Source organism: Vibrio litoralis DSM 17657 (assembly GCF_000426765.1).
GTDB classification, from domain to species: Bacteria; Pseudomonadota; Gammaproteobacteria; order Enterobacterales; family Vibrionaceae; genus Vibrio; species Vibrio litoralis.
The window spans coordinates 1-22,734 of the sequence record NZ_AUFZ01000017.1; the positions used below are offsets into that span (position 1 = coordinate 1).

The 22,734-nt window shown below is 41.1% G+C and carries 22 protein-coding genes and 2 pseudogenes; 16 read left to right on the plus strand and 8 right to left on the minus strand.

The annotated features are described in order from the left end of the window. Positions 1-246, minus strand: a pseudogene (locus tag K358_RS0105465) (IS110 family transposase); the annotation flags it as partial. A gap of 92 nt (positions 247-338) precedes the next feature. Here K358_RS0105465 and K358_RS0105470 point away from each other — a divergent pair. Both K358_RS0105470 and K358_RS0105475 read left to right on the plus strand, forming a co-directional pair. Beyond that, the gene (locus K358_RS0105470) at positions 339-1,283 is read left to right on the plus strand and encodes an arginase family protein (protein WP_244875228.1); all 945 of its coding nucleotides are present in this window, start codon (positions 339-341) and stop codon (positions 1,281-1,283) included. Positions 1,284-1,519: 236 nt separating this feature from the next. After that, on the plus strand, positions 1,520-2,155 hold the full coding sequence (locus K358_RS0105475; RefSeq protein ID WP_027695872.1) for a CatB-related O-acetyltransferase: 636 nt from the start codon (positions 1,520-1,522) through the stop codon (positions 2,153-2,155). A 29-nt stretch (positions 2,156-2,184) separates the two neighbouring features. Here K358_RS0105475 and K358_RS19210 read toward each other — a convergent pair. After that, positions 2,185-2,292, minus strand: a pseudogene (locus K358_RS19210) (IS110 family transposase); the annotation flags it as partial. Positions 2,293-2,353: 61 nt separating this feature from the next. Beyond that, a complete protein-coding gene (locus K358_RS0105480; RefSeq protein WP_027695873.1) occupies positions 2,354-2,794 on the minus strand; it encodes a tellurite resistance TerB family protein in 441 nt (146 codons plus the stop codon). A 169-nt stretch (positions 2,795-2,963) separates the two neighbouring features. Between K358_RS0105480 and K358_RS0105485 the strand changes: the two genes are divergently transcribed. The 3 genes from K358_RS0105485 to K358_RS0105495 all read left to right on the plus strand — a co-directional run bounded on the left by K358_RS0105485 (position 2,964) and on the right by K358_RS0105495 (position 8,632). After that, positions 2,964-3,656 (plus strand): sulfite exporter TauE/SafE family protein, encoded by a 693-nt coding sequence (locus K358_RS0105485; protein WP_027695874.1) that lies wholly within the window; start codon positions 2,964-2,966, stop codon positions 3,654-3,656. Positions 3,657-3,852: 196 nt separating this feature from the next. Continuing rightward, positions 3,853-7,779 carry an ATP-dependent RNA helicase HrpA gene (gene hrpA / locus K358_RS0105490; protein ID WP_051241226.1) on the plus strand — a complete coding sequence of 1,309 codons (3,927 nt, stop codon included), beginning with the start codon at positions 3,853-3,855 and terminating at the stop codon, positions 7,777-7,779. Between the two features lie 361 nt (positions 7,780-8,140). Beyond that, positions 8,141-8,632, plus strand: a complete 492-nt coding sequence (locus tag K358_RS0105495) for an outer membrane beta-barrel protein (protein WP_027695876.1) — start codon at positions 8,141-8,143, stop codon at positions 8,630-8,632. Positions 8,633-8,719: 87 nt separating this feature from the next. On the opposite strand, the gene K358_RS18125 is transcribed toward K358_RS0105495, so the two are convergent. Continuing rightward, the gene (locus tag K358_RS18125) at positions 8,720-9,325 is read right to left on the minus strand and encodes a porin family protein (protein ID WP_051241211.1); all 606 of its coding nucleotides are present in this window, start codon (positions 9,323-9,325) and stop codon (positions 8,720-8,722) included. A gap of 226 nt (positions 9,326-9,551) precedes the next feature. On the opposite strand from K358_RS18125, the gene K358_RS0105505 reads away from it, so the two are divergent. Together K358_RS0105505 and K358_RS0105510 are read left to right on the plus strand one after the other, a co-directional pair. After that, on the plus strand, positions 9,552-10,331 hold the full coding sequence (locus K358_RS0105505) for an EcsC family protein (RefSeq protein WP_027695877.1): 780 nt from the start codon (positions 9,552-9,554) through the stop codon (positions 10,329-10,331). Between the two features lie 122 nt (positions 10,332-10,453). Next, entirely contained in the window at positions 10,454-10,990 is a 537-nt protein-coding gene (locus K358_RS0105510; protein ID WP_027695878.1) for a DUF924 family protein, read from the plus strand. 23 nt (positions 10,991-11,013) lie between these two features. Here K358_RS0105510 and K358_RS0105515 read toward each other — a convergent pair whose 3' ends face one another. Then, complete coding sequence (locus K358_RS0105515) at positions 11,014-12,495, minus strand: carboxypeptidase M32 (protein ID WP_027695879.1); 1,482 nt, start codon at positions 12,493-12,495, stop codon at positions 11,014-11,016. Between the two features lie 135 nt (positions 12,496-12,630). Here K358_RS0105515 and K358_RS0105520 point away from each other — a divergent pair, with 135 nt between their 5' ends. From K358_RS0105520 to K358_RS0105530, 3 genes are all read left to right on the plus strand, one after another. Next, complete coding sequence (locus K358_RS0105520; RefSeq protein WP_027695880.1) at positions 12,631-13,272, plus strand: LysE family translocator; 642 nt, start codon at positions 12,631-12,633, stop codon at positions 13,270-13,272. A 437-nt stretch (positions 13,273-13,709) separates the two neighbouring features. Then, positions 13,710-13,868 (plus strand): hypothetical protein, encoded by a 159-nt coding sequence (locus tag K358_RS19340; protein WP_027695881.1) that lies wholly within the window; start codon positions 13,710-13,712, stop codon positions 13,866-13,868. 54 nt (positions 13,869-13,922) lie between these two features. After that, complete coding sequence (locus K358_RS0105530) at positions 13,923-14,582, plus strand: hypothetical protein (RefSeq protein WP_027695882.1); 660 nt, start codon at positions 13,923-13,925, stop codon at positions 14,580-14,582. 104 nt (positions 14,583-14,686) lie between these two features. Here K358_RS0105530 and K358_RS0105535 read toward each other — a convergent pair whose 3' ends face one another. Both K358_RS0105535 and K358_RS0105540 read right to left on the minus strand, forming a co-directional pair. After that, entirely contained in the window at positions 14,687-15,169 is a 483-nt protein-coding gene (locus K358_RS0105535) for a YajQ family cyclic di-GMP-binding protein (protein ID WP_027695883.1), read from the minus strand. Positions 15,170-15,171: 2 nt separating this feature from the next. After that, positions 15,172-16,233, minus strand: a complete 1,062-nt coding sequence (locus K358_RS0105540; RefSeq protein ID WP_027695884.1) for a 3-deoxy-7-phosphoheptulonate synthase — start codon at positions 16,231-16,233, stop codon at positions 15,172-15,174. Between the two features lie 199 nt (positions 16,234-16,432). Here K358_RS0105540 and K358_RS0105545 point away from each other — a divergent pair, with 199 nt between their 5' ends. The 6 genes from K358_RS0105545 (at position 16,433) to K358_RS0105570 (ending at position 21,119) form a co-directional block, all read left to right on the plus strand. Beyond that, positions 16,433-17,323: a putative PEP-binding protein gene (locus K358_RS0105545; protein WP_027695885.1), complete on the plus strand. Its 891-nt coding sequence runs from the start codon at positions 16,433-16,435 to the stop codon at positions 17,321-17,323. Between the two features lie 148 nt (positions 17,324-17,471). Continuing rightward, positions 17,472-17,948, plus strand: a complete 477-nt coding sequence (locus K358_RS0105550) for a PaaI family thioesterase (protein WP_027695886.1) — start codon at positions 17,472-17,474, stop codon at positions 17,946-17,948. Between the two features lie 128 nt (positions 17,949-18,076). Continuing rightward, positions 18,077-18,910 carry a CvfB family protein gene (locus tag K358_RS0105555; protein ID WP_027695887.1) on the plus strand — a complete coding sequence of 278 codons (834 nt, stop codon included), beginning with the start codon at positions 18,077-18,079 and terminating at the stop codon, positions 18,908-18,910. A 74-nt stretch (positions 18,911-18,984) separates the two neighbouring features. Continuing rightward, entirely contained in the window at positions 18,985-19,575 is a 591-nt protein-coding gene (locus K358_RS0105560) for a DUF2238 domain-containing protein (protein ID WP_038149864.1), read from the plus strand. 201 nt (positions 19,576-19,776) lie between these two features. After that, positions 19,777-20,067: a hypothetical protein gene (locus K358_RS0105565; protein WP_027695889.1), complete on the plus strand. Its 291-nt coding sequence runs from the start codon at positions 19,777-19,779 to the stop codon at positions 20,065-20,067. A 266-nt stretch (positions 20,068-20,333) separates the two neighbouring features. Next, the gene (locus K358_RS0105570) at positions 20,334-21,119 is read left to right on the plus strand and encodes a transporter substrate-binding domain-containing protein (protein WP_027695890.1); all 786 of its coding nucleotides are present in this window, start codon (positions 20,334-20,336) and stop codon (positions 21,117-21,119) included. A gap of 139 nt (positions 21,120-21,258) precedes the next feature. Here the strand turns inward: K358_RS0105570 and rsmF are convergent, their stop codons facing one another. Continuing rightward, on the minus strand, positions 21,259-22,701 hold the full coding sequence (gene rsmF, locus K358_RS0105575; RefSeq protein WP_027695891.1) for a 16S rRNA (cytosine(1407)-C(5))-methyltransferase RsmF: 1,443 nt from the start codon (positions 22,699-22,701) through the stop codon (positions 21,259-21,261). Positions 22,702-22,734 lie beyond the last annotated feature (33 nt).

The window sequence follows — 22,734 nt, forward strand, 5'->3', positions numbered from 1 at the left end:
TATTCTAGAAACTAATTGAGGGCTTATTAGTCGAGCTTCATGACCAAACTGTGATACAAGGCGCTTCCAGTAATTAGATGTCGCACAGGCTTCAAATATCACGATAGTAGGTGTTTGATTGGCAATCCAAGATGTGAATGCTTGCGGCGTCATTTCATTGTTTGAAAGCACTTTATTGTTTGTGTACACACAAACTTGAAACACATCTTTTGCTAAATCAACACCAATAATAGTAGAATTATTCATAACTGTTTGACTCCCAATAAAAATTTATTAGCAGGTTAAGTTTAGCTGAGGAGAGGGAGTCTAATTATCTGTTATGTGAATAAGAGATAGTCATGAGCTCTGGAGGAAGAATGGGTAATAAGAAATTTGATATTATTGGTGCACCATTTAATAAACTTGGTTACTTAAAGACAGAAAAAAATACAGTTGAAGGGCTCCGCAGCACTGATGAATTTACTTGGTTAGCTTTAAGTAATTGGATAGATGTCCGTAACTCTCGTTGGGGAATGGACATCAAAGATGTTGGCGATATAACTACAAATAAAAGTGTAAATGATGCCATTTTAAATGACCAAAATGAAAAGGCTTTAGGCATTTATTGTGACGAACTAAAGTCCAAATTATTGAATAGTTTCGAAGCTGGTAGAACTCCTATAACAATTGGAGGTGATCACTCTATAGCGGTCGGTACTGTGCAAGCAGCTTTAGAACATTATCAAAAAAATAAAAATGAAAAAGTAGCTGTTGTATGGGTTGACGCTCATGCGGATTGCAATAGCTCTCTTGATAGCAACCTTCATGGTAAGCCTCTAGCAATGTTAATGAACGAATATCGCCATAATGGTTGGTCAGTACCCACAGAGTCACAGTTGAGTTCTGAACAGGTCTTTTATATTGGTGTCCGAGACTTAATGCCTAATGAGTTTGAGTTTATTTCGAACTCCAGCGTTACAAACTACGATATGACCTACTTGGACACACATGGTATTCAAAGCGTATTAGCTGACTTAATGGCCAAAATTGATAGTCAATTTGATCGTGTATATTTGTCCTTTGACTACGATGCACTTGATGGCAGCATATTTCGGGCCTGTGCCACGCCTAATATCGGTGGTCTATCCGCACGCGAAGCATTGCACCTTGTCCATACAATAGCATCTAGTCCTAAGTTTATCGGAGCTGACTTTGTTGAATATATGCCTGAACTGGACGAAAAAAGTATTTCAAAAGAGTTGATGGTGAAACTAATTGATGCAGTTTGGGGCTTTCGCGCTTAAATACACATAACAAGGCGCTTAAGTCTGATTCGTGAACAGGTGCCATTTTCGCTTCGCTCCAATTTTGGCACACTTTCACTCACAGCTTAGCTTGGCGTTATGTGCTATCATCAATTTCTTCCACTTTACGGTGTTTTTTATGAAACTTATTCCTCTTTTAAAGCAGCCTCGCATTCACTGACGGCATAGTGTTATTTCAATAATTCTTATTATTTAACATTAGCTTGAGGCTTCGTATGCAAAAAAAACATTGGTCAAAATTTCAGTTACTTCATGAGGTGGTAACTAACCCTAATATTTCTATCAAAGGTACTCACAGTTATTACAGTAATTGCTGGGATAGCGGGTTTGAAGAATCTGTTGTTCGATATCTTCACGGTGATGAAGTTAGCCGTAATTGGGAGCCAAGGTGGAAAATAGATAAGCTCCATATTGGTGATTATGTTTGTATTGGTGCAGAAGTGGTTATCTTAATGGGTGGTAATCATACCCATAGAGCGGATTGGTTCTGCTTGTACCCATTTATGGATTACATTGATGAAGCATATATCGGTAAAGGTGATACCTTTATCCATGATGGTGCGTGGCTCGGAATGAGGTCAATGGTTATGCCTGGCGTAACTATTGGAGAAGGTGCGATAGTTGCAGCAAATAGCGTAGTAACCAAAGATGTTGCTCCCTATAGTGTTGTTGGAGGAACGCCCGCGAAATTAGTCAAATATCGTTTTGATGAATCGATTATTGCTGAGCTTTTGCAAATGCGGATCTATGATTGGCCTTTGGAGAAGTTTGAAGCATTGAAACGGTATCTGTGTGCGTCAGATATCCAACAACTGAAAAGAGCAGTACTGGCGTACGATGGTAAAAACTAGCACATAACAAACGACTATGGCGTCAATAATTAAATTTTAACTCTATTTTCATCCCACATGACGCCATCCCTTAGTATCGAATTTAAGATAACAACCATCTTTCTAACACAGGCAATGATGGCGACTTTCTTGGGCTTTTTTTGGTTATCGTTGCTACACCGATAAGAGAAGCTGCTGCCTCTTGCTGATACTGCTAGATTAAGGAGCGACAGAGAGTTTGGCGCGAATAAAATCACTGTGATTAACGTATAACAGTTCGGCGACTTTTCGAATAATTGCTTCTTCAATTGGGTCTAGAACGTTATCTGCATAAGCGACTTGCCACATGGATTGAATCAGCTCAAAACGTTGTTGATGTTCTAAATCGCGTAATTGGTCGGTAAATTCATAAAGAGATGCCGAGTTTTCTGAACGCAAAGTGGCCTCTTGTAATAAAGCTTTCGCATCCGCTTTGGTTAAAGAAAGCAGCTTACCGAGCATTTGTATTTTGGCGGCTTCTTCTTTTTCATCAACAGAATGATCGGCTTGCGAAACCTGACAGAGCAAGGCGGCTATCGCTAGGTTAGTATCAACCGATTGATTTTCTTGAATGTTTTCATCAACGATTTGATTAAAGAAGCTTTTTAAAGATTGAATCATAATGACCTACTAACTAGTTTGTATAAAGACACCCTAAAACTTTGACATTAAAAATCAAGAAAAGTCTTCATCAATCAAAATGATTTAGCGATATAATGCCGCTTTCCTTACACCTTATTTGCCAATTTGGAATGTCATGTTTGATATAAATAGTACTGTGATACTTGCGATGGGAATGATTTTCCTTGGCTCATTTGTACAAAGCGCGATTGGTTTTGGGCTCGCGGTAGTCGCGGCTCCTTTGTTGTTCTTAATTTCTCCTCAATATGTCCCGGCACCGATAGTGATGGTGGCGTTATTTAACTCACTTTTTAATGCCTATAAATACCGCAATAACATTTCTATTGGTGGTTTGAAAATGGCGATTTATGGTCGCATTCCTGGCTCTGTTGCTGGGGGCGTTTTACTGCTGTACGTGTCTAGTTCCGTTTTATCATTGTGGCTAGGTGGAATGGTGTTATTAGCCGTATTGATTAGTTTAATGCCGATACGTTTTGAACCGACCCCAAATAGAATGGCAGTTGCAGGCTTTTTCTCCGGTTTTATGGGCACTAGTTCAAGTATTGGTGGGCCACCAATGGCGTTGATTTTGCAGCACCAAGATGCTTCATCGTTACGCGGTAACCTAGCGGCGTTCTTTGTTTTCAGCTCAATGATATCCCTAGTCGTTCAATACTTTATTGGCTATTTGACTTGGCAGCACGTAGTTATGACGCTCCCGTTGTTGCCAATGGGGTGGCTTGGTTATGTTGCAGCGCAAATGGTGGTGAAGTATGTCTCGAAAGAGTGGATTCGCATTTTTACCCTAGTGTTGTGTCTAGCCAGTGCCACGACAGCGATTGTGCGTGGCTTGCAGTTGTAGTCTTAGACTATAAAGATTAATTAGGGCGACAGTTTAGATCTCATTTCGCCCTGTGTTACAATTTTGATAATTCTATATTTTATGAGTGCAGAGCAATCTTCATCTGCGCTCTCTAATCGTTTCAATAGGAATCGTTTTGACCAACCCTCATGATAACGCCCATTCTTCCGCTGATTCTCACTCATCAACTCAAGAGATGACCACCCAAGAGAATGGCGCGCAGGGCAATACTGCTGGCAGCCTACGTGCCGCATTAAAAGATTGCATGATCCGTGACCGCTTTCGTTTAAGTAAGCGAATTCATGGTGCTAGTAAAATTAAGAAACCAGAAGCGAAAGCCGCGGTGTTTGATGAAATCGCCATGGATATTGCCAAGTCGATGATGGTGGTGCAAAACCGTAGCCTACATAAACCGCATATTGAATATCCTGAAAACTTACCAGTTAGTCAAAAGCGTGATGATATTGCAGAAGCGATTGCTAATAACCAAGTGGTGATTATTGCTGGTGAAACGGGGTCAGGTAAAACTACCCAAATTCCGAAAATATGCAGCGAACTTGGTCGAGGCCGAGCGGGTTTAATCGGTCATACTCAACCACGTCGTTTAGCGGCGCGTTCTGTTGCCAGCCGTATTGCGGAAGAGATGCAAACTCCAATGGGTGAGTATGTCGGCTATAAGGTTCGGTTTAACGATCAGATTTCCGATAATACCCAAATTAAGCTGATGACCGATGGTATTTTGCTGGCGGAAATTCAGCACGATCGCTTTTTAAATCAATACGACACCATCATTATCGATGAAGCGCACGAACGTAGCTTGAATATTGATTTCATCATGGGTTACCTGAAAGAGTTACTACCAAAGCGCCCAGACCTTAAAATTATCATTACTTCGGCAACCATTGACCCAGAACGTTTCTCTAACCATTTTGATAAAGCGCCAATTATTGAAGTGTCGGGTCGAACTTATCCGGTTGATGTGCGGTATCGTCCGCTGAATCCAGATGATGCCGACCAAGATCTTGACCAACTAGAAGGTATTTTCCAAGCGGTCGATGAATTATGTGATGAACCCGGTTTAGGTGACATTCTCATTTTCATGAATGGTGAACGTGAAATTCGTGATACCGCGGATGCGCTTTCAAAGCGTACGAATACTAACCGCAATATGCGAGATACTGAAATCGTGCCTTTGTATGCGCGATTATCATCTGCCGAGCAAAACCGAATCTTCCAATCACATACTGGTCGCCGTATTGTGTTGGCGACCAACGTAGCCGAAACCTCGTTAACGGTTCCGGGAATCAAATATGTTATTGATCCGGGTACCGCGCGTATTAGTCGTTATAGCTACCGTACTAAAGTGCAGCGTTTGCCTATCGAGCCGGTATCTCAAGCCAGCGCCAATCAGCGTAAAGGGCGTTGTGGCCGTGTCAGCGAAGGTATTTGTATTCGACTGTATTCGGAAGAGGATTTTAACTCACGTCCGGAATTTACCGACCCTGAAATTCTGCGTACTAACTTAGCCTCGGTGATTTTACAAATGACGGCACTAGGGCTAGGTGATATTGAAGCCTTCCCATTTGTTGAAGCGCCAGATAAGCGTAATATTCAAGATGGTGTGCGTCTGCTAGAAGAACTGGGTGCGATTAATCCGAATGCCAAAGATCCTAAAAAACGGTTAACCGCAATAGGGCGCAAATTAGCTCGCTTGCCGATTGACCCTCGCTTAGCGCGTATGGTTCTTGAATCGGTTAAATATAACTGCTTGCAAGAAGTGATGATTATTGCCTCGGCGTTGTCGATTCAAGATCCACGTGAACGTCCTAGTGATAAACAACAGAGCTCAGATGAGAAGCACAAACGTTTTTTCCATGAAGAGTCAGACTTTTTTACCTTTGTGAACGTTTGGAACTACATCAAAGAGCAACAAAAAGCCTTATCGAGCAATCAATTCCGTAAGCAGTGTAAACAAGATTACTTAAATTACTTACGTGTCCGTGAATGGCAAGATGTGTATTTCCAACTGCATCAAGCGATGCGTGAAATGGATGCCAAGCTCAACACAGAAGCGGCCGGTTACCAATCGGTTCATACTGCATTATTAGTCGGTTTACTGTCGCATATTGGTGTGAAAGATACCGAAAAGAGTGAATATCAAGGTGCACGTAATGCACGTTTTCATATCTTCCCTGCATCAGGTTTATTTAAAAAGCAGCCTAAATGGATCATGTCGGCAGAGCTGGTGGAAACATCAAAGCTGTGGGGACGCATCATTGCTAAAATCCAGCCTGAATGGGTTGAACCTCTTGCACCGCACTTAATCAAGCGTAGTTATAGCGAACCTCATTGGTCGAAAAAGCAAGCGGCTGTTATCGCGTCAGAAAAAGTGATGCTGTATGGCATTCCGATTGTGCCTAAGCGTAATGTGAATTATGGGCCAATTGATCCGGTTGTCAGCCGTGAAATCTTTATTCGTAGTGCGTTGGTAGAAGGCGATTGGGAAACCAAACATAAATTCTTCCATCAAAACCGTAAGTTATTACGAGAAGTCGAAGAGCTTGAGCATAAATCACGTCGTCGTGACATTTTGGTCGATGATGATGAGCTATTTAATTTCTACGATCAACGTGTCAGTACTGACGTAGTCTCAGGACGTCATTTTGATTCGTGGTGGAAAAAGGCCAGCAAAGAAAATCCTGAACTACTCGATTTTGAAAAAGAGATGTTGTTCCAAGGTGATGCCAGTCATGTGACCGACTTAGACTACCCAAACTTTTGGCATCAAAATGGTTTGAAGTTAAAACTGAGTTACCAATTCGAGCCTGGGCAAGACAATGATGGTGTGACAGTACATATTCCGCTACCCATTTTGAACCAAGTGAGTCCGGATGGCTTTGATTGGCAGATACCGGGTTTACGTCATGAGCTAGTGGTAAGTTTGATTAAATCATTGCCTAAAGGGTTACGTCGTAACTTTGTACCAGCGCCAAACTATGCGGATGCGTTTCTATCTCGTGTTACCCCAATGGAAATGCCAATTCTAGATGCGTTAGAAAAAGAATTACGTCGCATGACTGGGGTAGAAGTGAAGCGGGAAGATTGGCAACTCGAACAAATTCCAGATCACCTTAAAGTGACATTCCGCGCGGTCGATCACCGTAAACGTAAGCTAAAAGAGCATTACGATTTATACGAACTTAAAGAAAGCTTGAAAGATAAAGTTCAAGAAACCTTATCAAAAGTGGCTGACGATGATATCGAGCAGCAAGGTTTGCATACATGGAGCTTTGGTGAACTACCAACGGTTTACCAACAAAAACGTGGTGGCTTTGAGGTTAAAGCTTTTCCTGCTTTAGTCGATGCGAAAGATAGTGTTGCAATTAAACTATTTGAAACCGAACAAGAGCAGCAACAGGCGATGCGCGCAGGTCAACGTCGACTAGTGTTGCTTAATGTACCGTCACCGATTAAATATTTGCACAGCAACCTACCGAATAAATCAAAATTGGGTTTGTACTTTAACCCTTATGGTAAAGTGCTCGATTTAATTGATGACTGCATTGCTTGTGGTGTTGATAAATTGATTGAACAAAAGGGCGGCCTAGTATGGCAACCTGAACAGTTTGAAGCATTGAAAGAGCATGTCCGTGCTGAGTTGGGAGATACGGTTGTCGATATCGCACAGCAAGTAGAAACGATTTTAACTACTGCCTTTAACATTAATAAAAAGCTTAAAGGTAAAGTTGATTTAAGCATGGCATTTGCGTTATCGGATATTAAAGCGCAAGTAGAAGGTTTGATTTTTAAAGGCTTTGCCACCGAATGTGGTTGGAAGCGTCTACCTGATATTTTGCGTTATTTGAAAGCGATTGAACGTCGAATGGAAAAATTGCCAATTGATCCAAATAAAGACCGCTTACATATCTTGAAGGTAGAGTCGGTGACTAAGGATTACAAAGAACTGCTGAACAAGATCCCTAAAGGGGTAGAGATCCCCGATTCCGTCAAGGAGATACGCTGGATGATCGAAGAGCTACGTGTGAGCTACTTTGCTCAGCAATTAGGCACGCCATATCCGGTTTCAGATAAGCGAGTTAAGAATGCTATTGATGCATGTTAAATAATAATAAGTAAGAATATCCCCTTCGTATTTGAAGCTGCAGCTTTGTTGACGGCGCTCATTCGCCCCAATCACATAGGCGAGCTATGCTCATGGGATGGGGCCTCATTCACTTGTCGCCTCACTGCAACTCCAATTACTTTGGGTATATCATTCACTTGTCGCCTCACTGCAACTCCAATTACTTTGGGTATAGTTTGTGGCTGTTTTGTAAGTAAATGATTGAAATAGTCGCTAAAGTGAGATTTTTTCTTGATTTTACAGCCCATCTCACTAATCATGCATAATAAGTTTTAAATATGGATTTTGAGCCACTCTCATTTCCATGAATATGATAATCGAAGGATTCGAAGGGATTACAATGAAAAAAACGCTTTTAGCTTTGGCTTTAATGGGTGCGGCGTCACCTGCACTAGCTGACTCGTGGCTTTATGCTGGTGTGAACTACGGTACGGCTGATTTTACTGAATCAGGTGCTGGTAATGAAGGTACTTACGGTGTGAATATCGGTACAGGTATTTTACCATTTATCGGCGTTGAAGCAGGTTACTGGGACTTAGGTGATATCGGCGGTTCTGATTTAACGACTGTTTATGCGGCAATCAAGCCAAGCATCAATGTTGGCCCTCTAGAATTCTACGGTAAACTCGGTGCTAACAAGTATGATGTAGGCTCTGGTCAATTTAAGAGTGATGATGGTTATGACATGATGTATGGCGCTGGTGTTGAATACACAGTGTTAGATGGCATTCCTCTAGGTTCGTTGTCACTTGGTCTTGCTTACAACCATTTTGGTTTTGATAAGTTTGACGCAAATACTTATACCGTTAGTGCAACATTCCACTTTTTATAAGTTTTAAATTTACCTAAAGCAAGAGCCTCGATATTGAACATATCGAGGCTCTTTTTATTTTAGATATTCTTGTTATATTAGGTAGAGTTAGAAGCGGTAAGCAACACCAAATGCCAGTGTTGAAGATACTAAAGAGTAGGCATCACCATCGTTGTTTTCTTCTTCACTAAAGAATAAATCCCCTTGATAGATAGCTCGTACCGATAAATGAGGTAGGAAGTTTGGTGTATACTCAACACCTGTACCAAAGTGGAAACCGACATTATCCTCAGTAAGATCGCTATCTACGTAGGCAAGACCAGGAAGGGCAAATAAGCGTATACCATTGTCAAAAGTGTAACCAATATTGGCGGCAACCGAGTAACTTTTGACCGATTCTTTTCCGAATGTTTGACCACCAGATTTTACCTTCACATCGCCATAGTTAATATAATTTGCTTCAACTCCGACAATTTTGTTGAAGTAATAGCCACCATAAATTTGGTGACTAGTACTGCTTGTATCAGTTTCTGCATTAGAGTTGATTTGTTCTTTTGCAATATCATCATCACTGAAATACGACTGACCAAAACCAGAACCAAGATAAAAACCTGAAAAATCTCGGTTGGTTGTATCTGCATCAGCTGCTAGAGTAGGTGCTGCAATAGGTAATGTAGTGCCTAATAAACAAAGCACTAATTTTAAATTCTTCATATATTTCCCTCTGAAATGTGATGCAGTTAACATATCACTGTGATGTTTTATTTGTAATTAAATATTAACCAATTATTGATTTGACGCAATTTATATAGGAAATATGAATCAATTAAACATTCAGCAAACAAATAATCGCACTGTACTTAACGTGTTGTGATCTTATTTGTATCAATATAAATATTGCGTTTACATATGCTGTGTTTTATCGATTTAAGGTGTGCCAATGCTTTTACAGTTAGACGAAGTTGAAGAGCTACGCCAAGCCAAGCAATTATTGGAAAACCCTGGCTTGGCCGCCAAAATGTCCAACGCGATAGGCTCACCCATAGAGCAAGGGTTAAAACTATTACCTAAAAGTTGGAATAGCAGTATTAATGATGTGACGCAAAAAGCCTTATTAAAAGCCTCTGATGCTGCAATTTACACGATGAAGAGCACGGCTACTGGACTCGCTTCAAACCGAATGCATAAGTTGAGTGTTGCGGTAACTGGCGGGGTTGGTGGGTTTTTTGGTGTCGCCGGTATTGCGGTTGAGCTGCCCATTTCAACCACGATTATGTTGCGCTCGATTGCGGATATTGCACGTGCGGAAGGGGAATCGGTTTCTAACCTAGAGACCAAATTAGCTTGTTTAGAAGTGTTTGCACTAGGTGGAAAAAGCAAACAAGATGATGGTGCTGAAAGTGGTTACTATGCAGTAAGAACCGCATTAGCGAAATCTGTGCTCGATGCTTCAGAGTTTCTAGCTAAAAAAACCATTACCGACCAAGGTTCGCCGATTTTGGTGAAGTTTACCGCTGAAATAGCCAAACGATTTGGTATTCAAGTTACTGAAAAAGCGGCAGCCCAAGCAGTACCAGCAATTGGTGCAGCAGGTGGCGCAATCATTAATACTATCTTTATTGGCCATTATCAGGACATGGCAACCGGGCATTTTATTATCCGCCGCTTAGAAAGAACCTATGGCAAGGAACTCGTGCAGCAAGAGTACAATAAGCTTTGATACCAATTCCAACAAGTAACTGAGCACTTTAGTTTGCTAAAAATTTATACTATTTACTTATTGGATTTTGCATGATGATTTATCTCCTATACTGAATAACACTCAATAAAAAGGAGATGATTATGCAGGAACAAGTTCTTGAGTTTTGGTTTCAAGTCTTATCGCCAGAGCAGTGGTGGGCAAAGGATCCCGAATTAGACTCTTTAATTGAATACAAGTTTGCTAATTTACATATTCAAGCAGAGCAAGGAGAGCTTTACACATGGCGCTCAGAGCCGAAAGGGGCGCTTGCAGAAATCATCATTCTTGACCAATTTTCCCGTAATATTTATCGAGATACGCCAAGAGCTTTTGCTAGCGATGCTCAAGCTTTAACACTTTCCCAAGTAGCGATTAGCCAAGGTCTTGATCAACATTTAAGCAAAGATGAACGTTTGTTTTTATATTTGCCTTATATGCACAGCGAATCAGCAATGATCCATGAAATTGCCGTTGGGTTATTTACTGAACTCGGTTTGCCATCCAATCTAGGTTTTGAATATAAGCACAAAGCGATTATTGAACGTTTTGGTCGTTACCCTCACCGTAATGATATTTTAGGCCGACCTTCAACCGACGCCGAGGTTGAGTTTTTAAAACAACCTAACGCCGGTTTTTAGTCTAATTACGTATTCAGTACACTTTACAAATAACGTGACTTTAAATGCGCTTTGAAATGCTCGGCGTTTAAGGTTTCGCCAGTGGCTTGTTTAACAAGATCATCGGTTGAAAACTGACTAGCTTTCTTCCAAATATTCTCATCTAACCAAGCAAAGATTAAGCTTAAATCGCCTGATTCAATTACTTCAGAAACATTTACTTGTTTACGCATACTTGCCATGAATTGAGCAGCATACATGGCACCAAGTGTGTAACTTGGGAAGTAACCAAAAGCGCCGTCGGTCCAGTGAATATCTTGCATACAACCATTTTGGTAATTATCTTTGGTTGATAAGCCAAGGTAAGCCTGCATTTTTTGATCCCATAACTCTGGAACATCTTTATAAGAGATATTGCCATTCATCAAATCACGTTCAATTTCATAACGTAGGATGACATGAGCAGGATAGGTGAGCTCATCGGCATCAACACGAATAAAGCCTTTTTCTACGCGAGTATAAAGCTTGCGGAAATTGTCCGCCGAAAAGGCAGGTTGATCTCCAGCTCGAAATTCACTTCTCGCCATTGCTGATAAATGGTTAATAAATTCTGGGCTGCGGCCTAGTTGCATTTCAAAGAACAGAGATTGTGATTCATGAATACCCATTGATCTGGCTTCACCGACGGGTAAACCTGCTAATGAGGTAGGTAACCCTTGTTCATAACGAGCGTGCCCAGTTTCATGAATTGTGCCCATTAGCGATTGGATAAAATCATTTTCATCATAGCGAGTAGTGATCCGAACATCAGTCGGTACGCCGCCACAAAATGGATGCACGCTTTCATCTAAGCGGCCATGCTCAAAATCAAACTGCAAAAACTTCATCGCTTTTAAGCCTAGTGCTTTTTGTTGTGAACTTGGAAAGCGACCTTTCGGATATATCACACTTTCCTTGTCTTGCTTTTCAATCACTCGATCCACAAGATTGGGCAGCCAAGTTTTCACATTTTCAAACACGACATCTAACGATTGGCTGGTTGTGCCGGGCTCATAGAGCGAGAGCATGGCATCGTAAGGCGTAGTGCCTAAACTATCGGCGCGAATCTGTGCTTCTTGCTGGGATAGGTTTACCACTTCTTGCCAATTTTGAGCGAAGCCATTCCAATCATTTTGTTTACGTTGTGTTCGCCAAGCATGTTCACATTTAGAACCGGCTAAGGATTTGGCTTGTACGAGATCTTGTGGAAGGACGGTAGCCTGCTGCCAGCGCTGTTTCATTTCACGTAAACTGGCTTTCTCGATAGGGCTTAATGATTCTTGTTCTGCTTCATGGAACCAGTCTTCTAATTGTGGCTCAGTGCTGAGTTGATGAATTAACACTGATAATTCTGCCATTGCTTTGGAGCGAGCTTCATTGCCACCGCTTGGCATAACGGCAGCTTGATCCCAACCAGAGATTGCCGCTAAATGATTAAAGTTAGCGATTTTCTGTGCGTGTTGAACGAGTTTTTGATAATGGATCATAATTTTCCTTAATTCATTGCTGCGCAGTATGACTTCATCTTATAACATCTTGAAAAGAACGCTGCAAAACTCTTTATTTACTAAGCTTTCACTGATATAACAAACATTCATTTGGACGTTTACCATAGGGACATTATGGACTTTTATATCATCAATTCTGGCGCATTTTTGATTGCGATTACTATTTTGACACTCACTCCGGGATTGGATACCGCACTTGTGATCAGGAACACGTCTCGAAGTGGTAGTGTAGACGGTTGTGTGACCAGTTTAGGGATCTGCTGTGGTTTGTTTGTCCATGCCACGTTATCTGCCATTGGTATTTCAGCGATATTGCTACAGTCTGCTGAACTATTCCATGCGATGAAATTAGTCGGTGCAGCTTATCTAATCTACCTTGGTGTAACCAGCTTAATTGCGATTTGGAAAGGCCAGGGTCAATTAGATGTCACAAGTGGTACAGTTGGAAAACCATTATCTGCTAAGCGCTCGTTCCGTGAAGGTTTATTGTCGAATGTGCTTAACCCGAAAACAGCGGTATTTTATTTAGCCTTTTTGCCTCAATTTATTAATCCTGAGCATTCAGCTTTACTACAGTCATTATTCATGGCCTCGATTCACTTTGTGATTGCGATGGTATGGCAGTGTGGCATCGCGACTATGGTGCATTCTGCGAAAAACTGGGTGCAAAATTCCTCAGCAATGAAGTGGATGGAAGGGATCACTGGTGCCGTTTTGATTACTCTTGGTCTAAAATTAGCATTAGGTAACGATTAAGTGCTTGAATGAATGCGGGACTTCACAAAGTGATGCTGTATTCAGTAAAAATGACATTGTGAAAACAAACCTTGCAATAGGGGATGCTGTAATTTCATGATAAATTTTTGTTCGAGATAAAAGCATTTTAGGCAAGGCAAGTCGGTTGTAGCTTAGTACTCTAAGTAAATGAGACTTAACGAAGTATAAAATGCTTTTAGCCGAACCCTTTGGGCAGCGTTTGTTGGGCCTTTGAGCTGCGTTATCGGCTTCTCGTGTAGGTTAACTACACCACGAAGCCTCTGCCTTGCTTAAAGGCCCAACAATTCGCTGCAAAAATCATCATGAAAATACTGCAGCCCCTAACTAGGTAATTTTCCATGAAGATGTTATAAATTTTTAAGCTTATTGAATAACTTACTGACTTTTGTAAGCGACATAACATTGAAAGGGATACTATGACTCGATTGATTGCCATTGCCATCTTTGTGGTGCTTGCATATTTGCTACTGAAATATCGAACCAATGCCAAACTACAAACCTGGGTGGCAATAGTCTTGTCATCTGCATTACTAATCTATATTAGCTCCGTGGTGATTACTGAGCTTGTTCGTTAGGTATGCATTTCCATTGGTTCAACATCGTTAATAAATCTAGGAAACACGACATCCATGAATAATAAAGTTCCGCTCATGATTTCAACAGTTATTGGGGTTGTTTTAGGCTCGGTGATTACTTACGCCGTTATTAACCCATCAGCAAAAGAAGCAACACTTCAGCAAAATGAACTGGCTGGAAAACATCAGCAATTATTAGCGAAAGTCGAAACATTACAAACTAAGCTAGATACCGAAGGGCAATCATTCGAACAAAAATCTCAGCAACAACAAGAAAAGATAGATCAACTGACTCAACAGTTATCGAAACTACAGCAGCAAAAGAAAAAAGTTGAAAAAACCTTAGTTGTGCAAAAAGAGCAAGCGGTTTCATTGAAAACAGAAAATAAGCAGCTAGAGAAAACCACTGAACTACAAAGTGATTTATATAAACAGTCCCATGAGTTATTTGATAAAGAAGATGAGTTGGAATCTCAAGTTGCTAAGCTGACAACGACTCGTGATAAGTTGGCGGCTCAAACAAAAAAACTCAAAGAAGAGTGTAAGTTATTTAAAGACGGCACCAGTTGGGATCCTAAATCAGACTCATGTAAAAAAGAGAAGCTCGCCACTGAGCAAATCGGAAAAATTGATAGCGCTCTAGTTAAGAAAAAGCAAGAACTCGCCGATGTGAAAGCCTTAATTACGAAGCTAGGTATAAAACCTCAGAGTTAAAGTTTAATCGTTATACGTAGCTCTTAGCTGAGGCTATTTAATAAAAGAAAGGCGATACTCTGATGTATCGCCTTTCTTCATTAAAGTTGTAGTGGATGATGGATTTAGTCTTTAAAGTTATTGAATTGGAAGGGTTGGTCCATCTCGGAACCTTTTACGAGTGCCATAACTTGCTGTAAATCATCACGCTTTTTACCAGTTACACGAACTTTATCACCTTGAATCGAAGCTTGAACTTTGATTTTCGAGTCTTTAATCAGTTTTACCACTTTCTTGGCAATGGCAACATCAATGCCTTGTTTAAAGCTGGCTTCTTGAGTGTGCGTTTTACCAGTTTGGTCGGCTTTTTGTAAGTCTACCGCATTGGCATCGACACCACGCTTAGCAAGTTGACCACGAAGCATAGTCATCATTTGTCCAAGTTGATATTCGTTTTCTGCAGTCAGTTTTACAATATCGTTCTTAAACTCAAAGCTAGCGTTTACGTTACGAAAGTCAAAACGTGTATCCAACTCACGATTGGCGTTTTCTGCGGCGTTTCTTACTTCAACGCTGTCCACTTCAGAAATTATGTCAAATGAAGGCATGTTCAGTTCTTCTCCGATTGATTCTTAATGGTATTGGCAAGCATGTCGAGCATGGTTACCGTATCTTTCCAACTTAGGCATGGATCAGTAATCGATTTACCATAGGTGAGGGCATTCAAGTCCGTCATTGGTTGATTACCTTCCTCGATAAAGCTTTCCGCCATGATACCTGCGATTGATTGAGATCCATTGCTGATTTGGTTGCAAATATCTTGCGCCACATCTAATTGTTTACGATGCTCTTTCTGGCAGTTAGCGTGGCTGAAATCTACTACTAAGCGGGGCGTTAAGCCTACATCGATTAATTGTTCACAAGCAGATTTAATCGATTCTGCATCAAAGTTAGGGCCTGTATCACCGCCACGTAAAATAGTATGACCGTATGGGTTACCCGATGTGCGATAAACCGTCATTCGACCATTTTTATCTGGCGAGCAAAAGTAATGGGACGCTTGTGCTGCACGAATGGCATCGGTTGAAATCTTCACATTGCCATTGGTACCATTCTTAAACCCAACAGGGCAAGAAAGCGCCGAAGCCATTTCACGGTGAATTTGGGACTCAGTGGTACGTGCACCGATTGCGCCCCATGAAATAAGGTCAGCGATATATTGGCCGGTCACCATGTCTAAAAACTCAGTCGCAGTAGCTAAGCCAAGCTTATTGATATCGAGCAGTAATTTACGAGCTTTGTTTAAACCGTCTTCTAACGCGTAACTACCGTCGAGGTTAGGATCGGTAATTAAGCCTTTCCAACCAATCACCGTTCTTGGTTTTTCAAAGTAAGTACGCATCACAATAAATAGCTGATCTTTGTATTGATCTTGCAGTTCATTAAGGCGTTGCGCATAGTCCAGTGCTGCGTTGGTATCATGAACCGAGCATGGTCCAACAATCGCCAGTAGGCGAGAATCTTTACCTGACAAAATGTTTTCTATCTGGCGGCGCGAGTTTTCAATATGTTCTGCCACATCATCAGGCAGTGGGTGAGCTTGCATTAATTCCATCGGCGTAGGCATAGGCCCTAACGCTTGAGTTCTTAGCTCATCGGTTTTTAAAGGCATTCGTTTGTCTTCATTTAAAGATACACTGGCTAAAGATAACGGAAATAGCGGAGGGAATAAACGTTCACGGACATTTTGTTGGGGAATTTTATTACTTTGTTATTAATTGATGTCTTATTAAGCAGGAAATTGGGATTTTTCTTGTTTTGTTTCTCTAATCTCAGTATTTTCAGACTATAACTATATTAATGGAGTTATTATGTCGGATACTGTGCAAGGGACAATCCCAACTAATGCATTACTAGGGGATGTGCTGCCATCTTCTCAATCATCAATTGAAAGTGCGACGCATCTGTTTGTCTCGTTAAGTGATTTAGTGCAAGAAAGCATTTTTTATCACCCAGAAATTGGGCTGCATTTGGATACCTTATCTGAGGTAGATAAATCGAGTTTACAAGCACTACTTGGTGAACAATCTGCTGATGAACATTTCGTGTCGACGCTAGTATCGCGTATCGAGTCTTCAATATTACCCCAACATAAACAGGTGAGAGTCTGCTTATCCGATGCTGACAGTTATGCTTATAAGGCTCTGATTGGTGGCAGTATTGAAAAGCAGGAAGTTAACCCTGTGATAGGCGTTCGAGGTGTTTCTCGTTTTGCTTCTGCTGAATATACCCATTCCTTTGAACTTGAATGTAAAGTGATTAAACAGCTACGTGAGAAAGGAATCGATATTGAAATCGTAGTGCCATTTGTAAGAGCGTTAAGTGATGCTGCAATGGTGATTGATCGTTTGGCTGTTCAAGGGCTACCGAGAGGGCTGGGTGGATTAAAAGTTCTGTATTGCTGTGATGCGCCTTCTTCAGTGTTGCTCGCGGATAAGCTTCTCCAGTATTTTGATGGTTTAGTGGTGAATACCGGCAATTTAACTCAATTAACCTTGGGGGTAGATATCCATAACGAAGCATTAGAATCGTTATTTAATCCAGATCATGAAGCGGTATTAATGCTGTTATCACAAGCAGTAAAAGCGGCCAGTCATGCGAATAAGCCTTGTGTGGTGTACTGTCAAAATCTTACGGACTATCCTAAGATCCAAGAAATGCTGGCGGAGCTAGACTCGGTACAAGTTCTTGCTGCTGTGTAATTAATCAAAACATACTATCGTTGTCACAAAAAGCCGACTTAACTGTCGGTTTTTTTTATGTCGCTAACAGCTTGTCAATTTTACTGTTGACGAAGTTGTTAATACTGATTTAACTGGTCTGATGTGATAACTAAAAAGGAACATATCCATGACGGCACTTAGCAAGGCAAACCAGCATTTAAAATATTTCGGTGAACAATTGGTTCCTATGATTGGCTATTGTCAGCCTGAGATTTTGAAGCTAACTGATGAATCGGTTGAAATTAAAATTCCACTAAATAAAGAAACCAAAAATCATCTGCATAGTATGTACTTTGGCGCTCTTGCCGTTGGGGCCGATGCGGCGGGTGGCTTTTTGGCGATCAGTAAATCTGAGCAAATGGGTAAGAAAATATCGTTAGCATTTAAGGCGGTTAAAGCTGAATTTCTTGCGCGTCCTGAAGCGGATGTGGTTTTCGTTTGTAATGATGGAAAGCTCATTGACCAAATGTTAACAGAGACCATTGAGACCGGTGAGCGCGTTAATCAGCCGGTACGAATTACAGCATTATGTCCGAGCCTCAATGATGACAAGCCAATGGCTGAGTTTGAATTAACCCTTTCAGTGAAAGCGGTGGGAAATTAACAGTGATCAGCTAACTTTTAGTTTTACGTAGTATTTACGTGAATAATGTCGGCAAGCGAGTATAATATTTTCAGTCTTGCTACAGTTATTACTAGCAATTAATACGTTTTTAATAAATAAGAGTTTTCATGATTAATATTGGTCAAATCAACACACTTAAAGTAACCAAACAAGCCGATTTCGGTCTTTTTCTAGACGCTGATGATTACGGCTCGGTTTTGTTGCCAAATAAATTTGTACCAGAAGGGACAAATATTGGCGATGACATTGATGTGATGTTGTACTTTGATTCAGATAACCAACTATCGGCGACCACCGAGAAACCACTGGCGCAAGTAGGCGAGTGGGCGATGATGCATGTGGTAGGCGTCAACAATGTTGGTGCTTTTGTTGATTGGGGCATTGATAAGAAAGACTTATTGGTACCTTTTAGCAACCAACGCGTGCCATTAAATGAAGGACAAAACGTTTTAGTTTATGTCTATTCTGATAAAGCCTCTGGCCGTATTGTTGGTACCACCAAATTTAATAAATTATTAGATAAAACACCTGCTAATTATGAAATTAATCAGCAGGTAGAGCTGTTGGTTGCAGAGCGTACCGATCTAGGCTTCAAAGCTATTATTAATGGTGAGCACTGGGGGGTTATCTTTAAGTCTGATGTATTCGGTAAGCTGTTTGTTGGGAAACGCTTAAAAGGTTATATCAAAGGCATCCGGGAAGATGGGCGTATCAATCTCTCTTTACAGAAAATTGGTGTAGCGAAGATGGATGATCTGAGTGAAAAGGTCATGCATGTATTGGAAACCAAAGGCGGCTTTTTACCACTAAGCGATAAATCTACACCCGAAGCGATTTTCACAGTGTTCCGTACTAGTAAAGGGACATTTAAGAAAACCATCGGTGGATTATACAAACAAGGTAAAATCCGCATAGATAAAGATGGGATTTACAAGATCTAGCATTAAGACTTTAACTAAAACGCACAACTTAAAGTTGTGCGTTTTGCTATTCAAAGAGTATGAGAGGATAGACAATGGCAAGAATTTTATGGGCTGTCGTGTTTGTAGTGACGTTTGTATGGTCAGCGATTGAACCGAAAGACACCTTCACATGGTTCTTGGAAGTCTTGCCCGCGCTTATTGGTGCAGCCATATTACTGTTTACCTACCAGCGTTTTAAGCTGACCTCGCTGCTTTATTTTTTCATTCTTATTCATTGCATCATTTTGATGGTGGGTGGGCATTATACGTACGCTGAAGTGCCCCTCTTCGATAATCTATTTGGTGCCGCTCGTAATAATTACGACAAACTGGGGCATTTTGCACAAGGCTTTGTTCCTGCTTTAATTGCTCGTGAACTCTTGGTCAGGCTTAATATTGTCAATGGTAAGGCATGGATGAACTTATTTGTACTCTCGGTTTGTTTGGCCTTTAGTGCTTTCTACGAGTTAATCGAATGGTGGGTAGCGGTCGCGACGGGGGAAAATGCAGAAGCATTCCTCGGCACTCAAGGCTACGTATGGGACACTCAGTCGGATATGGCTTTTGCTCTATTTGGTGCCATTACCTGCCTTATCTTGATGGCCAAGTGGCATGATAGCCAGCTAAAGGAGCTGAAAGGGTGAAGTTGAGTTGAGTTATATCAAAGAAGTCGCTTTTCTAGGGGAGGCTTGGTGATAATTTAATCACCTATGCTTGAACCATCGAAACAAATGACATTAAATAGCCGCCCACTGAAAGTGAGTAACTGTTATACCCAAGTAACTTCAAGATGCAGAATTCAGAGCTATCATCCAAATTGGGTATATATTCAACAAGGTTTTATTATGTACCTTTTATGTAGAAATAAAATCATGGACTATCAGGTATGGCGTGATTACTTCAATGTAAACACCATTTCCTATGAAGAAGCAGGGTTAATGCTTAAAAGTCTTTGGCATGAAACATCATCGACTCAATCAGAACTGAATGTGTTTTGTATGTTTAAAGTCTGTGATGCGAAGAAAGCGAAAGCATTTTTAGATGCTCCAGAATTGATCCAACAACGGACAAAAGCCGGAGTAATAGAAAAAGAACACCACTTTATTGATGAGATCCCCAGTTTTATTCGCCATTAATCTCCTCTCATGCATTAACAGACTCAAGGACAGAGTTTGTTTTTCGTTTATCAAATTCCCTTATATTTTATCTATCTGAATTAGTCGCAGCTTAGGTTAATTAGTCCCAGTTAGCATTAATTTCATTCTAAACTTCTACTGAAAAACCATAGAGGTTTAAGTGCTTTTGTTGCTATAGTCGTTTCATCGTCATAGATAGGTACTCAGCGACATTGCTATAATGAGGCGTTTTCACCTTAGTCGTTTTAAACATGGAAGTTAATAGAATGGAAAAGAAACAGCATTGGTTTACGGGGCGAGTGTGCTTACTGATCACTTGTGTTTCGTTAATGGCTCAATCGGTTCAAGCAAGAACGTGGGATGAAATTAAACAAAATGGAGAGCTACGTATTGGTCTCACCGGAGACTACTCTCCGTTGTCATTTCGTAATAAATTAGGGCACTTGGTCGGCTTTGATGTCGATATGACTAAGAATTTGGCTCAATCTTTAGGTTTAACAGTTAAGTTTGTCGAAACGTTTTGGCCAAGCTTAAGTGCAGATTTAATGGCAGACAAATTTGATATTGCAGCTGGTGGTGTCACCAAAACGGCGCAAAGGCAAAAACTATTCGCGTTATCTAACTCTGTCGCCAAGAACGGCAAAATAGCATTAAGTCATTGCAGTAAAAAATTAGATTTCCAAACTTTAGAGGATATTGATCAGCCTAGAGTGAAAGTGGTGGTGAATCCTGGTGGTACCAACGAAGCGTATGTGAATTCACATATTAAACAAGCGCAAATTATACGTAAGAAAGATAACTTCGATACCTTACAAGCGATAAGAACGAACCGAGCCGATGTGATGTTTACCGACTTAATCGAGGGCAAGTACTACCAGAATCATGAAAAAGGCGTGTTTTGTATTGCCTCTGAAGATGTTCTTGCAGGCACGGAGAGTTACAAAGTATATATGATGGATAAAAGTAATCCGGAGCTACTCGCTAAAGTGAATGAGTGGTTAGCTGGCAATACCAAAAGCCGCCTAGCTAAGCAGTGGGAAGTGGTGCAGTAGAGCTTCTGCGCTTTAGTCAGTAAATGAATACGGCTCGTATGAGTAGTCTACGAGCCGAAGATATGACTAGCCGTACAGCTAATAACCGTAAAAAACCACTGTAGAAAGTAGCCTAGAAAGCCACCCTATAAAAATAAGCCTAGAATAAATTCTTATCTCGGACTAACTCTCGCGGCAGTCCATTTTTGATGCGATTGCCTACCCATTTCCCTAGGCCGATAACCGCGCTTGAGTGGGTGACCATCACCTCACCAATACCTGATTCTATATTTGGGCGAACATCTCGTCCCATAAACCATTCACGGGCATCTTCGATAGTTAACTCAACACTTTTAGCATTGCTTGCTTTACCTAAAGCCATGACCGCTTCATGTTGCCAACGATAAAGAGGGGCATTCTTTTTCTTGGAGGGTTTTAACACTTCGGCTAATTTCAAGCCAATTCGGCTAAAACGAAGCTCGCCGATCATATGAGTCATGGCAGCAGGGAATAGCCATACTTCTTGATCTCGTAACCATACTTGGCTGCTGGTGGGAATATCCAAACCAAGGGTGTTTTGTAATTCTTGTTGCAGTTGCTGACAGGTTTTGTCATTAGCGACTTCAAAAGGAAACTTACCCATACGTTTTTTCACTTCAGGGGCTTGAACCGATGACAGCTTTTTGATTTTTGCGACAAAGAAGCCTTCGCTATCAAATATTTGTGGGTAAATATGAAGGAAACCATGTTCAGTTAACGCTTGTTCGGCGTTTTCAAATAAGTCACCTAGTGGCAAAAACTCAACCGCCTCACCAAACTTTTGTTTTAAGTGTAAGCAGACTTGCTGATTTTCTTGTTGATTGAGCGTGCAGGTAGAATAGGTGATTGTACCGCCCGGTTTTAAGGCGTAGAAGGCGCTTTCAATCAGATCTTTTTGCGTCTCGGCAATTTCAGCAACCGACTCTAGATCCCAGTTGCTCATCGCATCAGCATCTTTACGAACCGTGCCTTCACCTGAGCAGGGCGCGTCTAATAAAATAGTATCAAAGTGTTCTGGAAGCCAACCGCCAAATACACGTGCATCAAAATTACTTAAAGCCGTATTATGAACACCACAGCGTTGAATGTTGGCACTAAGCACTTTAACTCGGCTAGCGGCATACTCATTCGCAACCAGTGCGCCTTGATTATTCATCGCCGCTGCGATTTGCGTGGTTTTTGAACCGGGTGCTGCCGCCATATCAAGTACTAGGTTAAGGCTATCATTGCCTTTTAATAATGCGCTGACGGGTAGCATTGAACTGGCTTCTTGAATGTAGAATAAGCCAGCTAAATGTTCCGCTGTATTGCCTAGTGGGACGCTTTCATCTTCGCGCTCTATCCAGAAGCCTTCTTCACACCATGGAATTGGTGATAATTTCCAGTCATTTTCAGCTGAAATCGCTTTGAATGTGTTTAGGTCGGTTTTGAGTGTATTCACTCGAATACTGCGACGAAGAGGCCGTTGACATGCTGCGATAAAATCCTCCATAGACAAATGACTTGGCATGGTGGATTTAACAAGTTCAAGAAACTCATTGGGTAGCTTGACATTAGAGTGCAAAGGAGTGGCCTCAACGCATATAAAAAGTAGGGG

What these genes read in the sequence shown, in the direction of transcription:
- K358_RS0105470 (WP_244875228.1), top strand. Translation starts at nt 339, where the DNA reads ATGAGCTCTGGAGGAAGAATGGGTAATAAGAAATTTGATATTATTGGT.
- K358_RS0105475 (WP_027695872.1), top strand. Translation starts at nt 1,520, where the DNA reads ATGCAAAAAAAACATTGGTCAAAATTTCAGTTACTTCATGAGGTGGTA.
- K358_RS0105480 (WP_027695873.1), bottom strand. Translation starts at nt 2,794, where the DNA reads ATGATTCAATCTTTAAAAAGCTTCTTTAATCAAATCGTTGATGAAAAC.
- K358_RS0105485 (WP_027695874.1), top strand. Translation starts at nt 2,964, where the DNA reads ATGGGAATGATTTTCCTTGGCTCATTTGTACAAAGCGCGATTGGTTTT.
- hrpA (WP_051241226.1), top strand. Translation starts at nt 3,853, where the DNA reads ATGACCACCCAAGAGAATGGCGCGCAGGGCAATACTGCTGGCAGCCTA.
- K358_RS0105495 (WP_027695876.1), top strand. Translation starts at nt 8,141, where the DNA reads ATGAAAAAAACGCTTTTAGCTTTGGCTTTAATGGGTGCGGCGTCACCT.
- K358_RS18125 (WP_051241211.1), bottom strand. Translation starts at nt 9,325, where the DNA reads ATGAAGAATTTAAAATTAGTGCTTTGTTTATTAGGCACTACATTACCT.
- K358_RS0105505 (WP_027695877.1), top strand. Translation starts at nt 9,552, where the DNA reads ATGCTTTTACAGTTAGACGAAGTTGAAGAGCTACGCCAAGCCAAGCAA.
- K358_RS0105510 (WP_027695878.1), top strand. Translation starts at nt 10,454, where the DNA reads ATGCAGGAACAAGTTCTTGAGTTTTGGTTTCAAGTCTTATCGCCAGAG.
- K358_RS0105515 (WP_027695879.1), bottom strand. Translation starts at nt 12,495, where the DNA reads ATGATCCATTATCAAAAACTCGTTCAACACGCACAGAAAATCGCTAAC.
- K358_RS0105520 (WP_027695880.1), top strand. Translation starts at nt 12,631, where the DNA reads ATGGACTTTTATATCATCAATTCTGGCGCATTTTTGATTGCGATTACT.
- K358_RS19340 (WP_027695881.1), top strand. Translation starts at nt 13,710, where the DNA reads ATGACTCGATTGATTGCCATTGCCATCTTTGTGGTGCTTGCATATTTG.
- K358_RS0105530 (WP_027695882.1), top strand. Translation starts at nt 13,923, where the DNA reads ATGAATAATAAAGTTCCGCTCATGATTTCAACAGTTATTGGGGTTGTT.
- K358_RS0105535 (WP_027695883.1), bottom strand. Translation starts at nt 15,169, where the DNA reads ATGCCTTCATTTGACATAATTTCTGAAGTGGACAGCGTTGAAGTAAGA.
- K358_RS0105540 (WP_027695884.1), bottom strand. Translation starts at nt 16,233, where the DNA reads ATGCCTTTAAAAACCGATGAGCTAAGAACTCAAGCGTTAGGGCCTATG.
- K358_RS0105545 (WP_027695885.1), top strand. Translation starts at nt 16,433, where the DNA reads ATGTCGGATACTGTGCAAGGGACAATCCCAACTAATGCATTACTAGGG.
- K358_RS0105550 (WP_027695886.1), top strand. Translation starts at nt 17,472, where the DNA reads ATGACGGCACTTAGCAAGGCAAACCAGCATTTAAAATATTTCGGTGAA.
- K358_RS0105555 (WP_027695887.1), top strand. Translation starts at nt 18,077, where the DNA reads ATGATTAATATTGGTCAAATCAACACACTTAAAGTAACCAAACAAGCC.
- K358_RS0105560 (WP_038149864.1), top strand. Translation starts at nt 18,985, where the DNA reads ATGGCAAGAATTTTATGGGCTGTCGTGTTTGTAGTGACGTTTGTATGG.
- K358_RS0105565 (WP_027695889.1), top strand. Translation starts at nt 19,777, where the DNA reads ATGTACCTTTTATGTAGAAATAAAATCATGGACTATCAGGTATGGCGT.
- K358_RS0105570 (WP_027695890.1), top strand. Translation starts at nt 20,334, where the DNA reads ATGGAAAAGAAACAGCATTGGTTTACGGGGCGAGTGTGCTTACTGATC.